Consider the following 19,185-nt stretch of genomic DNA (forward strand, 5'->3'; position numbering starts at 1 on the left):
GGTATTTACGGGCAGGCCTGCCCCAACTCGCTAAGTATAAGTTCTAACAACGGCAAGGAAATTTGTGCGGGAGAAGAAGTCACTTTCAGCGCCACGGGAGACACCGGGAGCACTCTTAATTATCAATGGCAAATTAATGGTACGAATACAGGTACTAATGCCGCAGAATTTACCACCACTACTCTTTCACATAATGATCGCATAAAAGTTATTGTTACCAGCGGTGATGATGCAGAATGTAACCTTACCAGTGATTATATTCAGATGATAGTAAACCCCGTTAGAGTAGGAAGCGCGGTGATTGAAGCCAATTCAGCAGAAATTTGTCCCGGTGACCTCATCAGCTTTAATATAGCATCTTCTTCAAATACAGGAACCAACCCAGATTATCAATGGCAGGTTAATGGTGAAATTGAAGGTTCAGGCAATTCTTTTTCCGGAAACTTAGTTGAAGGAGATAACGTAAAGCTTTTAGTAAGTTCCAGCTTACCCTGTACAGAAGATTTTACCAGTAATATTATTAGTGTAAGCGAAAAAGACGGCCCACCGGCAAGTATTGGAAACATCCAGGGAGAAATAAGTATTTGTCCCGGCATAAGCACCACCTATAATATTTCAGCCGTAAATTTTGCTGATTCCTATATATGGGAATTACCTGAGGGTTGGGATGGTAGCAGCACCGGCACCAGTATAGAAGTGACCACAGGAAGCCAGGGAGGAGAAATTAGTGTAAGAGCTATTAATGATTGTGGGGAAACTAAGCAGACACTTTCTGTAAATGTGGAACCGGGTGCTCCTACTCAGCCGGGAGGAATTTCCGGCAATACTGAAGTATGTCCCGGCACCCCTGAAAATTATACAATAAGTGAAGTTCCAAATGCAGAGTCTTACCAATGGATTGTTCCCAGCGATTGGAGCGGCAGTAGTACCACTAATACCATTGACCTAACTACCGGGAATCCAGGCAATACGATTTTAGAAGTAATTGCTATAAATTCTTGTGGAGAGAGTATTTCACGTGAGTTAAATATCACTGTGCAACCAGATATTCCTAATACCCCTGGTAACATTTCTGGCGTGAACCAGGTTTGTCCGGGTATTATAGAAACCTATTCCATTTCCCAGGTCCCAGATGCTGAAAGTTATAATTGGACAGTACCAGCAGGTTGGACTATAAATGGCGATGCAAATTCTAATCAAATTAGCGTAACTACTGGGAATTATGACCAAAACGGAAACATTAGCGTTACAGCTGTAAATTCCTGTGGTGAAAGCGAAGCAAATATTCTAGCAGTAAATGTAGACTATGGAACTCCTCCCCTTCCCGGTGAAATAAGCCTGCAAATAGCAGACGGATTTGAAGTGATTTGTCCTGAAAGTTCTTTAAGTTTTTCAATTTCTGAAATGAATGAAGCTGAGTCGTACACGTGGGACCTGCCCCAGGGCTGGACTATAGTTTCAGGTCAGGGTACACCACAAATTCAGGTTATCAGTGGGCAATATGGAGAGAGTGGAGAAGTTAGTGTTTCAGCAACCAATAACTGCGGTACCGGTAATTTACAAACCCTGGAGGTAAATATTGATCCACCTGCCCCAGTAATTGAAAATATCCAAATAACCGGGGAAGTTGAAGTTTGCGCAGATGCCACTCAATTGGAATATAGTATTCCCCAAATTAACTACGCTGATTCTTATGAATGGTCATTACCCTCCGGTTGGGTAATTACTTCAGGAGAAAACACCAACAGTATTATTGTTAGTGCCTCCCCAACTTCAGGAAACATTGAAGTGTTTGCCATAAATGAGTGTGGTGATAGTGAGATAATTAGTCTGGCAGTAACAGCCGTAAACGATGTGCCAAATCAACCCGGAACTATCTCTACAGATTTGGGAATAGATGCCATTTGTCCACCTCGTAATGATATCTCTTTTAGTGTTCCTAATGATTCTGAGGTTGATTATTATCGTTGGATTTTACCTTCGGGATGGGAAATAGTAAGTGGCGAGAATACCAATGCAATTCTTGTGAATGTTACTAATAGTGCTCCTTATTCAAATGAAATAGTAAAAGTAGTGGCTGGAAATATTTGCGGTGAGAGCACTGAAAGTCAATATTCAGAAATTACGGTTTCTGATTTTGTAATAACCGATCTTGGAGAAAATCAGGATTTATGTTCTACCACTACGGCCGTTCCAATTGATGTAACTATTGAATTTGGAGGTTTCAAAAAATTTAAACCTGCATTTTCACATAATGGAGGGGGAAGCTTTACAGATATTCCACCTATTACAAATAATTATCCTAATAATTTTACTATCCAATATATACCAACCTCAGCCGATTTTGGTCAGGAAATAACTATCACAGTGAATGTGCCAGAACCAGAAACCAATAAGAACGATCCCGATGCTTGTGGAGATGGTTATGCTGAAGTTACTCTCTACTTTGCACCAAACCCTACGGCCAGTTTCCTAACAGAGAATCATGATATTTGTGAAAATTCAACTACAGGTATTACACTTTCAGGTACACCCAATACTCAAGTCACCTATACTGAAAACGGAACCACAAAAACCATAGATTTAAATGAGAATGGGGAAGCCGTTTTTAATTCCGGGAATCTCACAGAATCTACCACCTATGAATTAGTAAGTACATCATACCAGGAAGAACCCACTTGCGTTCAAACGCTTTCCGAAAGCCTTGAAATAACCGTAAATCCGGTTCCTTCAGTAGAATTAGTATATGAAGAATCTATATTCTGTGAAGATGATGACCAGGCTAAATCAGTGACTTTTGAAAATACCATCGGAGCTTATGAAAACGGAACTTTTAGCGCTGAACCCGGGCTTCAGATTGATCCCGGCACAGGAACAATAAGTCCTTCCAGTAGTGAACCCGGTGATTACAATATTACTTATACAATTCCGGCAAGTTTAGGTTGTGAACAGGTATTAATTACCACTACCATCAGCATTAAAGAAATTCCTCAAGTAGACTTTAGCTATGAGACGCCAATGTGCTCGGCCGGTGATTCAACCAAAGAAGTAACTTTAACGGGTAGCGGAAATTACCAAAATGGTTCATTTACGGCAGAAGCAGGCTTATCTATTGATGCTAATACGGGAACTATAAATCCATCTGATAGCACGCCAGGAACTTACACGGTAACATATACTACTCCTGCTGCCGATGGGTGTAATGAATATGAATTTACAAGTGAGGTAGTAATTACTGAAATTCCAACTCCTGAAATCACATACGATTTCAATGAATTTTGTAAGGGTGATTCCTCAACTTTCACTCCTGCAATTACCGGAGGTGGAGCAATAACCGGAGGTACTTTTTCTTCAACCTCAGGTTTAGCGGTTAACACAGAAACCGGTGAAATAAATCCGGCAAACAGTGATCCAGGCACTTATACAGTGACCTATGTCTTAGAAGCTTCAGCGGGATGCGAAATGATTTCTACAGAAACTGAGATCCTAATTACAGAATTACCAACAGCAACTTTAAATTATGCCGGGCCTTTTTGTGCTTCAAATAATACACCTCAACAAATAAATTTTTCGGAAGTGAGTGGAACTATTGCCGGCGGAACTTTTTCAGCTTCTCCTGTGGGACTTTCAATTAATGAAAATTCCGGAGACATTCTCCCCGGCTCCAGTGATCCGGGAGATTATACAGTCACATGTATTATAGCAGCTGCGGGAGGTTGCGAAGAAGTATTTTTAACCACTAATGTAAGTATTACCGAAGTTCCTTATGCGAGTATTTCTTACAATGCACCATTTTGCAGTTCAAATAGTGAAAACTTTCCTGTAAATTTTGAAGAAACACCAGAGCTTTATAAAACCGGAACTTTTTCTGGAAGTACCGGTTTAGTTATAGATAGTGAAGGGAATATTAATCCTGCAGCAAGCGAACCCGGCGAACATACCATAACATATACACTTCCAGAAATTGATGCCTGTACTGCTTCAGAAGTTACCACCAACATCATAATTTATGAAGCTCCGGCAATTACCTCTCAACCATTTAGTGTAGGGATTTGCTCTACAGAACCCAGTGAACTTTCTGTAGTTGCAACTGGTGATGAACTTCAATATCAATGGTTCCGGGATGGAGAAGCAGTTTCAGGAGCTACCGAAGCCACTTTATCTTTTAATAATACCACTTCCCAAAACGCCGGTGAATATTATGTTGAAGTGAGTGGACCGGCAGGTTGTGCACCGGTTACTTCAGAAACCGTTAGCTTAAACGTAGATGAAGATATAATTATAGAAGAACCTGTGACCGAAGTGCCGATTTGCGGAGACGGTTTTTCAGAAGTTACCATGAAGTTTATTGCCCATGCTAACGGTGCACCATTAACTTTCACCTGGTATAAAGGAAATTCCATAGTAGATGATTCCGATGAAAATATTACAATCACTACTCAACCGGCCGATGAAAACGGCAGGTATGCTGGTACATTGGAGATAATAAATGTCACTACCAATTACAATGGCGACTATTATGTGAAAGTCCAGGGGCCGGCGGAATTCACTTGTTCTACCGCAGTGACTAATCCTTTTCAATTACGCTTAAATGAAGTACCGGAACCGCCAACGGTAGCAAATTTTGAATATTGTCAATATGAAGAAGCTCCTGCTTTAAGCGTTCTGGCAGGCGAAAATCTCACCTGGTACGCCACTGAAAACGGTGATGTTGCTTTTCCTGAAACTCCGGTACCGAGTACTGATGAACCGGGAGAAATCATTTATTGGGTTACCCAAACACCAGATGTTTGCGAAAGTGAACGTATAGCAGTAAGTGTAAATATTAAAGAAAAACCTGCAGCTCCCGAAACTACAATTTCTATAGAATATTGTGAAGGCGAGACAGCCAATCCTCTTGAAGCTGTGGTAGCGGACTCGGCTAGTTTAAATTGGTATGATGCCGAAGAAAATCTGCTTTCAGAAGCGCCCCTGCCCAATACTGAAAGTATGGGAACGTACCAATATTACGTTTCTCAAAGTCTAAATGATTGCGAAAGCGATAAAGTTGCTATTGAAGTCATAATTCATGAGTTACCGGAAGTTACCATAACCTCTTCAGAAACCCTGGTGTGTGCCGCATCATTGGTAACATTAACTGCGGAGGGAGCTGATACTTATGTTTGGTATAATGAAGCCGATGAAGAAATTGGCACTACCGCTTCCCTGGAGGTCAAGCCGGAAATAACTACTACATACAAAGTGGTTGGTACTGGAACAGGAGAATGTTCTACTACCGCTGAAATTACCATTGAAGTAGATCAACCCAGCGATGCCGGAACTATATCTGGAGAAACCAATGTTTGTACTGGAAATAATTCGGGAGAAATTGCATTGTCTGGCATTAATGGTGAGGTAATTCGTTGGGAATTCACAGAAGATATTGGTGAAACCTGGAAAATTATAGATTTAGAAGAATCGGAAATTTCTACAAGCTATACTTATCAAAACCTTATCACAACCACCGGTTTTAGAGCTGCGGTACAAAATGGAGTTTGTGAAGAAACTATTTCAGAAACAATTTATATACAGGTAGATGAACGGCCAATTGGCGGGGAATTAAATTTTGCAGGTTTCGACCGATTATATACCACTTGTGAGGATCCAGAATTTTTAGAAGACCTGGTTCTTTCCGGCCATACCGGGGAGGTATTTGCCTGGAAATACCGAACTGCATCACAGGCTTCTTTTCAAACTATACCAGGAGAAAACGGCAATGTCCTTTCCTCAGCAATTATTACCGGGTTGGTTGGTACCGAAACATTAATTTTTCAGGCAGAAATAGTAAATGGTTCCTGTACTAATCCAGTGGTAAGCAGAACGGCTATTTTAAGTGTAATCTCTTCTAATATTGAACCTGCTCCCGTAACTGTGAGTGAGAATTTAATTTGTTTGGGAGCCGATGTCACTTTAAGTGCCGAAACGGGTTATCAATCTGGTGACGGAGTAAATGATAGTGGTAATTTTGATAACGCTTCAATAAATCAACAGGGTTGGAGAATTATAAATTCTAATGGAGTTGAAGAAAACTTTGAAACCAGCGCCAACAATACTGCTCCTAATGTTTGGCGTAGGGTGACGCCAAGGGAATTTATTACGGCAAACCTTTCATCCCCGTACAATACCTCACTTCAATTATTTGATCACAGTTTAGATGACGGAAACAAAGGTTTCTCCCTGGTCTCTGGGAATAACACCTCTACTATGGAGACCAACGTATTTGCTTTAGACGGAATGGACTCAGGCATTTTAACTTTTGATCAGGCCTACAACCTTACCGATGGAGCCTCTATTGAAGTTTTAATATCAACAAACGGCGGCAGTACTTACACCTCATTATATAGTAATAACGGGGATCCTTCGAGTGGGAATTATAATAATTTTGCCTCGGGAACGCCTATTTCCCGACCTGAAAATAAAATTGAAATTGATGTGGGAGATTATATTGGGCAAAACAACTTAAGAATAATGTTTAGTTATGTTGGAGCCAGACAGGGTGATGTATGGGCTATTGATAATATTATTTTACCCGATGGACCACAAAATGTTGGAGTAGTTTGGGAAGACACTACAGATCCCGATACTCCGGTTATTATTGGTACAAATAATTCAGAAATCTGGGAACCCACTGAAATTGGATGGAATGTCTCTGTAATTACCACCACTTTAGAATACACAGGCGGCTCTTGCGCTACTGCTACTAACAATGAAGAAATTAGAGTTTTTGTTTACGACCAATATACTTCTACCGTACAGGCTGAAACCGGGAGCTGCGGAGTTTATTCTGCACAATTAACTGCAACTGTAAGTAGCGAAGCTCAGGGCGAAATCACTTCCTATCCTACCCTGGATGGATATATTGGAAAATGGGTAGTAGAAGGGCCCGAAGGCTACGAATTTTCAAATATTGATCCTGAAAATGAGAGCGACCCTATAAACAACCCGAATGCTATTTTCACTTCGCAATCGGAAAGTCCGGAAAGCTATACTATTACCTGGGTTTTAGAATCTACTGAAACCGACGAGAATGGAAATTTAATTGAAAATGAAACTTGTTCACCAATTTATGAAACTGCGGAAGTTGTTTTTGAAGATTGTATTGCCCTTGATTTTGATGGGTTAGATGACTATGTTGATTTAGGAGAAAGATATACAGGAAATTACAGTTTAGAGGCGTGGATTCGGCCTGAAGCTTCAACAGGAACTATTATAAGCGGGCCTAACTTCGAAATTAATCTAGAAAACTTACCGGCTGGAATTAATACAAATTCCCGTTGGTATCATATTGCGGTTTCTAATAATACTCTTTATATAGACGGAATTGAAAGCGGTAGTTTTAACCTCGGAAATGGTGGCAAAAGAACCCTTATTGGTGCCAGCTGGAACAATACCACTAGTACTGCTGAAAATTATTTTACAGGCTGGATAGAAGAAGTCAGAATTTGGAATACTGCTATAACCGTAGAACAAATAAGGTTTATGATGAACCAACGTCTCTACAATAATGGTACTCAAATGGGAGTAGAAATTCCTATGAATGTGCCGCAAGGATTAAGTTTTGCTGATTTAGCGGGATACTACCAATTATTAGCTCAGGAGGAACTTGTAGTCGGAGGAACCACTCCCGATTTGGCACAAAATGCCATCCCCGGTAAACTTAAAAATATGGAAACGCTCCAGGAAAATACGGCGCCACTGCCCTACACTTCACGAACAGACGGGCAAAACTGGGCTACTAATAATACCTGGACGCATTTTGAAGTTTGGGATGCACCAAACAGCACAGGAATAAATGGAGATCCAATTGAATGGAATATCGTTAGAACTTCTCACAATATTAATTCAGGAAATAAAAATATTACCGTTTTGGGATTAATATCCGAAGAGAAAGAATTGGAAATTGCCGATCCCAGTGATGCGATGGATGAATATAATAATGGAAAATTTCTGCGTATTACCCATTATTTGAAATTAGATGGGATTATAAATTTAATTGGCGAATCCCAACTTTTGCAGGATGAGGCTAGTATTTTGGAAGAGGCCAGTAGTGGTTATTTAGAACGAGATCAACAGGGCACCCGTAACAGTTTTAACTATAATTACTGGAGCTCGCCGGTTAGTGCACAAGGAAGTAGTAATAATTCTCCATATACCATTTCAACAATCTTGCGAGATGGCACAAATACACAAAATCCTTTAAATATAGATTTTAGAGGAGGTCATGCGGCAGCGGACCAGGCCCGAACATCTCCAATTATAATAAGTGCTTACTGGCTACATGCTTTTAACGGCAGAGCAAACCAATATGGAGACTGGGAACATATTGGAGCTAACGGGACCCTTAACACCGGCGAAGGGTTTACTATGAAAGGAAGCTCGGGTACGGCTTCAATTCTGGAGGAACAAAACTATGTTTTTACTGGTAAGCCGCATAATGGCAGAATTGAATTAAACATTGGTCCAGATATGAATTACCTGGTAGGCAACCCATATCCGTCGGCGCTAAATGCCAACGAATTTATCCTGGATAATCTAAAAGATGTTACCGACGGTAGAAATTCACAAAATGTTTTTAACGGAGTGGTTTATTTTTGGGATCATTTTGGAGCAGAAAATACTCATATACTTAGGGAATATGTGGGTGGCTATGCAGCATATTCACTAGCCGGCGGGGTGCAGGCAATTTCAAATGATTATCGTATAAATGCCAACGATGCCAAGGGGACAAAAACCCCGCAACAATTTATTCCTGTAGGCCAGGGATTTTTCCTAAACACAAGGTTAGATGAAGAAAATTCAGGAAATATTACAATAGCAGGAGGTGATGTTATTTTTAAAAATTCCCAGCGCCAGGGTGTTAGAGAAAATGTGAGCAGTTCAATTTTTCTTCAACCTCTTGCCAAATCAAAAAATATAAAAGCTCAGGATAGCGATGAAAGAGCTAAAATTAGGCTTAAATTCCATTCTCCAAAAGGTTACCACCGGCAAATTTTAGTTACCCGAGATGTTAATACCAGCAATGGTTTTGACCTTGGTTATGACGCTCCTTTAATAGAAAATAACCAGGAAGATATGTACTGGCTTATAGATTCCTCGAAAGTTGTGATTCAGGGTGTTCCCAATTTTAACACAGGTCAGGTCTTACCTATTGGTGTAAAAATAGCCGGAGATGGGTATTTTAAAATTCATATAGATAGTCTTGAAAATTTCCCTGATGAAATTCCGGTTTATTTGAATGATAAATTACTGGATACTGTGCACGATCTTAAAGAAAAACCTTATGACGCTATCTCTCAGCTGGGTAGAATTCACAACAGGTTTCAAATAATCTTTAAGAATATTAAAGCGATTCCCGAAATTCCAGAAAAACCTGATTTAAGTTCGACAATAGATTTTAAATATAATGACGAAACTTATGAACTTAGAATTGATAATCCTGAACTCATTGAGATATCTGAGGTTCATGTATTTGATTTAAGCGGAAAACTTGTCCAGACACATACCGATATTCCACTACAAAAACAGAACATTCTAGTAATAAATCCCGTAGGCGCCAGTGTTTATATTGTAAAACTAATTACAGCAGATGGAAACAGAAATAAAAAGTTTATTATGAAATAAGAAAGTCTTTTCTTACAATTAAAACCTTTCATCCTATTTAATTTGCATTTAATCTGATTTTTAGAGGATTAAGTTATATTTCTGACTTAATTTCTTGTTAAAATAGTTTTTTTATATGTAATTTTACCACTTGTAACATTTTAGTTGCCTATGGGTAAAATTACTCCCCGGTTTTTATTAATAATTCTTATTTACGGCTTGTTCATACACGCTGTAAATCCGTTATTTTCTAATATTTCCTATGGGCCTGAAAAACCAGTTTTAAAAGATAAAAATTCTGAAAATTTCTTTTTTGTTGGTTTCTATTTAAATGCAGCCCCCACTATTACCGCTCCTGGTGATAAAACATTCAACAATAATTCTGGACAATGCTACGCTTCAAATGTAGTTTTAGGTTCTCCCCAAACGAGTGGTGAAGGGAACGTAACGAACGATGCTCCAAACCAATTTCCTGTAGGGAATACTACCATAACCTGGACCATAACCAACAACGAAGGAACTGATAGTGACACCCAAATAATTACTGTTATTGATAATGAAAATCCAACTGTCATTGCACCTGGAAATGTTACCAAAAATACGGACAACAATGAATGTACAGCCTCTAATGTAAGCCTGGGAACACCAAATACAAACGACCACTGCGGAATAAAAAATACTACAAATGATGCGCCTTCGGTTTTTCCTATTGGAGAAACTACCGTAACCTGGACAGTAACCGATAATTCCGATAATACTGCAACCACCACACAAATAGTAACTGTAGTTGATAATCAAAATCCTACAATTTCCGCCCCTGCAAATGTGAGCGTAAATACTGACAACAATGAGTGTACAGCCTCTAATGTAAACCTGGGAGCACCAAATATAAACGACAACTGCGGAATAAAAAATACTACTAATGATGCGCCTTCGGTTTTTCCTATTGGGGAAACTACCGTAACCTGGACGGTAAGCGATAATTCTGATAATACTGCAACCGCCACACAAACAGTAACTGTAGTTGACAATCAAAATCCAACAATTTCTGCCCCTGCGAATGTAAGCGTAAATACAGATAGCAATGAGTGTACAGCCTCTAATGTAAGCCTGGGAACACCAGATACAAACGACAACTGCGGAATAAAAAATACTACAAATGATGCGCCTTCGGTTTTTCCTATGGGGGAAACTACCGTAACCTGGACAATAACCGACAATTCCGATAATACTGCAACCGCCACACAAACAGTAACTGTAGTTGATAATCAAAACCCTACAATTTCCGCCCCTGCGAATTTGAGCGTAAATACGGACAACAATGAATGTACAGCCTCTAATGTAAACCTGGGAACCCCAAATACAAACGACAACTGCGGAATAAAAAATACTACTAATGATGCACCTTTGGTTTTTCCTATTGGAGAAACTACCGTAACCTGGACGGTAATCGATAATTCCGATAATACTGCAACCGCCACACAAACAATAACTGTAGTTGATAATCAAGCACCAGTTAAACCATCATTACCAGATATCAGTTGGACATGCGGTACAGAAATTACAGATTTTCCAACAACTACCGATAATTGCGACACAGAAATTACTGGAACCACCGGTGATCCTCTTGAATTTGATTCTTATGGAGAATATACCGTAACCTGGACTTTTACGGATTCAGCAGAGAATTTTGTAACTGCGGAACAATTAATTTCTATACCTGAACCTACTGTTGAAATTCCGGAAATTGATGGCAACGAATATTGTAATACTGAAGAAATTTCCGGCATAATTTTTACCGGAAATGATTTAGCAAATAAAAAATACGAATGGTTCTACGACACCGATATTAATGCAAATATTGGCCTGGCTTCAAGCGGAACTGGCAATATTCCTGAATTTACAGCAATTAATAATACTAGTAGCCCTATAGAAGTAAAATTCACTGTAATTCCATTTGGGGGAAATTGTGAAGGAGAAGAAAATTATTTTTTTATTACAATTAACCCTACTCCCTCTGTTACTACACCCAACGATATTGAAATTTGTGAGGGCGAGACAGTTAATACTATCGATCTTTCCGGTTTTTCGGTAACGGGCAGTACCGTAGAATGGACTAACGATAATCCAAATATAGGCCTTGGTGCTTCGGGCACCGGGAATATCAACCCATTTACAGCAAATAATAATACCAACGAGTTGCAAATAGCGACTATTTCAATAGTACCATCGGCCAATAACTGTGTTGGCGAAATACAAACTTTTACTATAGAAGTTAAACCAAAACCTGAATTAGAAACGCCTGTAATCCCTGAACTATGTAACGCTGCTCCCACTGAAGCAATACCTTTATTGGGTAATGTTACAGGGATTACTTATGATATTTCAGGAGGTTCTACTATAGGACTTTCCAACCGAACCAACGTTACAGAGATTCCGGTTTTTACCCCGGTAAATAATTCAAATATTCCAGTAAATATTACTATCACCATTACTCCAAAGGCTAACGGCTGCATTGGAGAGCCGGTTGAAATTGCTGTAACTGTAAAACCTAGTCCGGTGGCAGATGCTTCATTTACCAATCAAATTTGCTCAGGAGAAATAACAGATATTTCATTGGCGAGCCCGGTAGCCAACACAGGTTTTACCTGGACGGTTGATGCCCCGGCAGGTATTGAAGGCGCAATAAGTGGAAGTTTAGCAGGAGAAGGAATAATAGAACATGAACTTACTAATAATACTTCCCAGCCTCAAAATGTTACTTATAGAATTAGCCCTGAAGCAGAAGAATGTACAGGATCAACAATTCCGGTTGTAATTACGGTAAACCCAACGCCGGAGTTTGAAATAAACCTACCTGAGTGTGTATCAGCAGTTGACCTTACAGATACTTCAATTAAAAGCAATAACTCTTTAACTTATACCTATTGGGAAGATGCGGAAGCTACCATAGCAATAAGTAATCCTACTGAAGTTAGTTTGGGCACTTATTATATTAAAGGTGAAAATACTCAGGGTTGCTCAAACATAAAGGAGGTTATTATCACACAAATTGCTCCCGACCTTACAAGTTCAACTACGATCAATGAAATATGTTCTGATGCTGCATTTTTTTATGAATTTGATAGTAATATTCCTGTTAAAAATTATTATTGGGTTCGAAGAGAAAGAGAAGGAATTAATGGAACTGAAAGTGGCAAAGGAAATATTGAAGATATATTGACTAACAATTCTGAGGTAACTATTACCGTAGAATATGAAATTATAATAGAGGCAGAGAATGGTTGTGTTATAGGAGAAGAAAATCCTATTATTCTTGAAGTCCCTGTAAGTCCCACTCCTAATTTATTAGGTGATAAAAGTTTTGAATTCTGCAGCGGTCAGGAATTTACCACCAATAACAGTTTAAATATTTCCAACTCATCAATTTCTTGGGAAATGGTTCCTAAAAGTGGTATAAGTGCTTCAAAAACTTCTGGAAACGGCGCTATAAATACCACTTTAACTAATTCCACTGAAAATAGAATAAATAGAGTTGAATTCGTATATAATTTCGCTTATGGAAATTGTAACCCCAAAACGGAAAGTGTTTTCATAGATGTAAAACCTGCTCCAGAAGTTGAGGCCGGAGTCTCTTTGTCGAATGAAAACGAGAATGATGCTGTTGAAGAAATAGAAATCTGTTCGCCTTCAAGTCCTGCTGAAATTAATGATATAAAATTATATTCCAGTTCTACATTAAATCAGGAAACAGCAGAACCACTATCTTTAAATTATAGCTTCGAAAATGGAAATGCTGGGTGGACTTCTTCTGGCTCTTCAAATTGGACAGTAAGGGAAGATGGGCTAAGAGCATACAGAAGCTGTTTTTTCATTTTTTGCAGTGATATAAACTTCTTCAGTCCTAATGGTACCCAGTATTATTTAATTAATGGAAATAATGAGAATAATAATTCAAGTCTCATCAGTCCAACTATTAACACCGTAGGCCAAAGTAATATCCGATTATATTTTGATCATTATTTTAGAAATTCAAGTGGCGAAGGTTTTATAGAATATTCAGTAAATGGCGGAGATTCGTGGGAAACAATTGAACAGAATCACAGCTATAATAATCTTCAGGGTTCTCCAGGGAACTTCATTTCTTCGAGAGAATTTACTCTTCCCCGAGGACATGAAAATCTAATACTTAGATTTCGCTATAATGGCGGTGGAGATTACAGAGATTATTGGGCGATTGACAATTTAAATATTACGAGTGAATCAGCAACTAGTTCTTCTGTTCACTGGACACGTTCAGATGATCCCCAATGGCTTATTGAAGGTAAACCAAATTTACTCACTGAAGATATTGGTCAGCTGAGCGAAACTACAGTTTTCACTGCTACTTACACTTACGATATTGAAAATGAAGATATTTGTAATCAAGGGAGTAATTCTGTAAAAGTAATTATAAAAGAACCCTTACAACCAACAATCGTAGCTGATTATTGTGTGTTCGAAGAATCAAATAAAATAAGACTGTCTGCTGATCAGAATTATGACAGCTACAGGTGGGAATCTGGAGGTGAAACAATATCCCATAATTCTTCCATAGATATTAGTTTAGCCCAGACTTACACTTTATACGTTACCAGGGATGGCTGCGAAGCCTCCACATCTCTAACTCCAAGTGAGAATTTAGTTACAAATGGAGATTTTGAAGATGGAAATACCGGCTTTAATACAGTTTATAGGTATGTTCCTCCGGGTGGGGATTTATACCCCGAAGGAGATTATGCTGTTGATGATAATGCCAGGGATTATCACAACGATTTCTACGGTTATGGACATGGGGGTTCCGGGAATTTCATGATCGTAAATGGAGATCCAAGCCAAGGTAGTGTAGTGTGGCAAACAGATCCTATAGACATTTCTACTGACACAGACTATTATTTTAGTGCTTGGACTTCCAACTTAGTTGCCCGAGAAGAAGCAAGGTTAAGATTAATTATAACATTACCTGGACAAAATACCCCCCTAGCTGAAAGTAATTTGGGGGATCTTACTGGTTTAGCTCGAGGTGAATGGATTCAATTTTATAACCCCCAGGTATGGAATTCTGGTTCTAATACTCAAGTTGTACTCAAAATTGTTAATGAAAATCCAGTAAGAGATGGTAACGACTTTGGGATAGATGATATTTCATTTTCTGCTTTTAGATCTTTTAATTTCGAATTTATCCCTGAAAATAATGGCCCCATTTGTGAAGATGAAACTATAGAATTGGCAGCAAACCTGGATGGCGGTAGGTTTCCTATAACATTTAACTGGACGGGACCAAACGGATTCACTAGATCAAAAACTATAAATGAAGAAAGTGAGCGTGTAGCGGCAGATACAATTCAGATCCCGAACGCTACAGCTGAAATGGCAGGGGAATATTCCTTACAAATCACCGATTTCTATGGCTGTAATTTAGAATCTAAAACTACTACGGTAGAAGTAGTTGAAAAAGCCGTGGTTTTTGCCGGAGAGGATATGGAAATTTGCTCCAACGAACCGATTATAGATCTTTCTTCAGCTTCAATAATGCATCCAAGTATAAATTCAGGCTTCTGGAGCACGGCAGCGGGAGATAATTCACGATTTACCGATCCTAATTTAATCAGCACTACTTACACCCCTAATGAAGAAGAAATTGCTTCGGGCGAAATAGAATTAATATTAACTTCTAATGAAGACGCCGGGGCGGTTTGTGAAACTGTAAGTGATACTATAAATATTATTTTCAATATTAGTCCGGAATTGGAACTCATTTTGCAAGATGTAAGTTGTTTTGAAGGAGATAACGGTGAAATAGAAATCAATATAATTGAAAATACCGGCACAGCGCCATTCACTTTCCTCTGGAGTGATGGCCAAACCGGAAGAATTGCAGAAAACCTGATAGCTGGAGATTATTATGCCGATGTAACCGATGCTAAAGGATGTACAGTAAGAACAGACACGATTACAATTCAGCAACCTGAAGAATTGATTGTAGGAGCTCCGATTGAATTGGAAGAAGCATCCTGTTTTGATGATTTTGGCGCTGTAGTTTCCATACCTGTAAGCGGCGGACTTTTTGCTGAGGAAACGATTGATCCTGAAAATATTCCTTACATACTTGACATATTAGATGCTGAAGGAAATCAAATTAATTTAGGGCAGGAACAGATAAATTATGATATAGCGACAGAACGCTTTATAATTTCAGGATTGCAAGGCGGAAAAGGATATACCTTTCTGGTAAGTTCCAGCGAGAATTGCGCTGCTAAAGTTAAAACCTTCACAACCCTTACTCCTCCTGAAATAAACGCAGGGGAAGTTTCTGAGATTTCCGAATGTGGAATAAAAACACTTTGGCTAGCTGCTTCTCCTATAGATCCTGAAATAGGCGCGGGCTCCTGGTCTTATAATAATGGAGAGACTGCATTACTTGGAGATCCTAATAATCCGAATACCAGTTTTACGGGCCAGCCGGGACAAACCTATACGCTTACCTGGAGTGTTTCTTCTAATGCAAATGAAAGCTGTAGCGTGAGTGAAGAAATTGAGATCACCTTCCCTCCCTCCTGTAGTCAATTAAACTTTGATGGAATTGACGATTTTGTAGATTTAGGAGACAACTATAATATTAATTCGAGTTTTTCTATTGAAGCCTGGGTAAAACCACATTCAATTTCAGGCACAAAAACTATTTTGTCTAAAAGGTCTGCAGACAATATGAATGCCGGCTATGATCTTTTTCTTAATAATGGCTCCCCAACATTCCGTGTTAATAATAAGAGTGTAGTTTCAGGAAAAAAAATAAATACAGATCGTTGGTTTCATATTGCTGCGGTTTATAATCAGGGTTCAGTTCTTAGAATTTATATTGATGGTATTGAAATTCAAACAAATACTACAAATATTCCTCAATCAATAGGAGCAACCGAAACCCCTGCGCTTATTGGTGCTGCTTTTACCGCAGATGAAACTATAGAAAGTAAAGATCACTTTGAAGGTTATATTGAAGAAGTTAGACTTTGGAATACAGCAATCTCAATCGAACAAATAAGATTCTTTATGAATCAACGTCTTGAAAAAGACGGTGCAAACGTGAGTGGTACTGTACTCGGCAATAATTTAAACTTACCAAACGCCCCCGAAAATGTTGTATGGACCAATTTAGCAGGTTATTATCAGCTTCTTGCACAGAATGATCTTATTAGCGATGGATTTACCGATAACCTTGGAAGTACAGGAGAAATAGCCAATGGATTATTGAAAAATATACAGGAAATGCAGGAAAACACCGCTCCGGTTCCATATATCCTTTACACCAGTGGACAAGAATGGTTTAAGAAGACAACCTGGAAATTACCTCAACAATTAAATGGTAAAAATATAACTAAAAGAGATGTCTGGGATCCACCCAGCAGCCAGGGGATTGATAATAGCAGAATAACCTGGAATATCGTAAAGCTTTCTGAAGATATAGAAAACCCGGCCACGCAGAATAACCAAAATAATATCAGCTTATTAGGATTAATTTCTGAAAAGGGAATCCTCAATATGAATGGCGAGAACAATATGGGCCAAAGCCAAACCGGATTTGGAACCGGAAATGCATTAACTATTACCCATTATCTGGAGCTAAACGGTTATATTGACCTTAATGGTGAATCTCAATTAATACAAACAGAAGGCAGTGAAATTAGTGGTTCCGGCGGCCTGGAACGGGATCAACAAGGTACGGCAAGTAGCTATAATTATAATTACTGGAGTTCTCCTGTTTTACCAAATTCTAATAGCCAAAATTATAAAGTTAACCAGGTGATGAAAGACGGGTCTACCGTGGGCACAAAAGACTTCCAAAATATCAATTTTAAATGGGCGCATACGCACGCCGATGGTGAAAAAGCAAATCCTATTAAAATTAGTGATTACTGGATTAATGCCTTTAGAGCCAGGAAAGCCAACGAATATAGCCAATGGGAACAAATTGGAAGTTACACTGCTTTAAAACCCGGCGAAGGCTATACTATGAAAGGCACTGAAAATATAGATGTTAAAAAGGGAAAACTTCAAAACTATACTTTTTCTGGTTTTCCGAATAACGGTATTATTAAAGTCAGCGAAATTCAGCAGGGACAAAATTATCTTTTAGGAAATCCATATCCTTCTGCAATTAGTGTCGAAGAATTTATACTGGATAATATTAGTAAAGATAATGGAGGTCGCAATGACAAAAACCTTTTAAATGGAGCGGTTTATTTCTGGGATCATTTTGGGGGCCACACCCATTACCTGTCGCAGTACGTGGGCGGCTACGCTGTACGAAATTTAATAGATGGAGTTTCGGCTATTTCCAACGATTCCAGGATTAATGCTTCCGGCGCCCAAAGCACCAAAAAGGCCGGGCCGTATATTCCAGTAGGCCAGGGATTTTTTGTAAACACTACCCTGGATACCCAGGCAGAAGATATTGATGACTTTGGGTCGGGAAATATTGTTTTTAAAAATAGCCAACGTGCTTTTGTAATGGAGCGAGGGCAAAGTTCTTCTTTCTTTCTAAAACCACGCGATAATAATAAAACCAATAAAAATACGGATGAAAAAAGTGCAGATAGCCGTTATAAAATAAGACTAAAGTTTCATTCTCCTACCGGCTATCACCGGGAAATTTTGGTGGGCGCAGATGCCAGAACCAGCCAGGGCTTCGATCTCGGTTTTGATGCCCCTTTAATAGATAAAGGCAAAGAAGATATGTATTGGGTAGTTGGGGAAGGCAATTATGTAATTCAGGGTGTACCTCATTTCAACCTCGACCAAAGGTTACCTTTGGGTATTAAAATTGCCGAAGAAAAAGAGTTCAGTATAGAAATTAGTGAATTACCTAACCTTCCAGATATTATAGAAATCTATTTGCGTAACAATAGTGACAGTACGTATCACGATTTACGAAAGGAAGCTTTTAAAGCTACTTTACCTGCAGGAGAATATAAAGATTTATATGAAATTGTTTTCCAGGATTTAACCAGCACTCGAAAAGATAAAGAACCCGGGGAAGGACCTGTAGATTTTTATTATTCCATGGAGAACAGGGAATTTGTAATTAACAACCCTGAAATTCATAAAATTGAGCATATAAATATTTACAATATTGCAGGCCAATTGGTAGATCAGCATTTTGGAATACCAGACATTAAAGAAATTTATATTCCGCAGAAAAAATCCTTAAGCACCGCAGTTTATATCGTAAAAATCTTTACTAATGCAGGAGATTATGCCAAAAAAGTAATTATTAGAAAAGACTAAATTTCTTATTAATATATTCCTGAACTACTTTTTTCTCATAGAGTAATCCTAAATTACTTATCGGTTTTTAGACGCTATTTTTTATTCTAAATCTGATTTAATTAAACATTTCCCACTTAAAAGAACAAAAATTGAGCTCTAAAGACGTTTCTCTCTGAGAGCATTTTTTATTGAAGGTAGTAGCCTATCTACTTACTACTAAAATCAAATTTCAGAAATTAA

Annotated in this window: 2 protein-coding genes; both read left to right on the forward strand. The window is 38.6% G+C overall.

Annotated elements, in window-relative coordinates; translation table 11 throughout:
• Positions 1-9,660: LamG-like jellyroll fold domain-containing protein (locus tag AACZ30_RS01380; protein ID WP_339647129.1), on the forward strand; the 9,660-nt coding region annotated here is incomplete at its 5' end.
• Positions 9,661-9,810: 150 nt separating this feature from the next.
• Positions 9,811-18,963 (forward strand): LamG-like jellyroll fold domain-containing protein, encoded by a 9,153-nt coding sequence (locus AACZ30_RS01385; protein WP_339647131.1) that lies wholly within the window; start codon positions 9,811-9,813, stop codon positions 18,961-18,963.
• Positions 18,964-19,185: the final 222 nt, after the last annotated feature.

Origin of the sequence: uncultured Salegentibacter sp., from assembly GCF_963972535.1 — a bacterium.
GTDB lineage: Bacteria > Bacteroidota > Bacteroidia > Flavobacteriales > Flavobacteriaceae > Salegentibacter.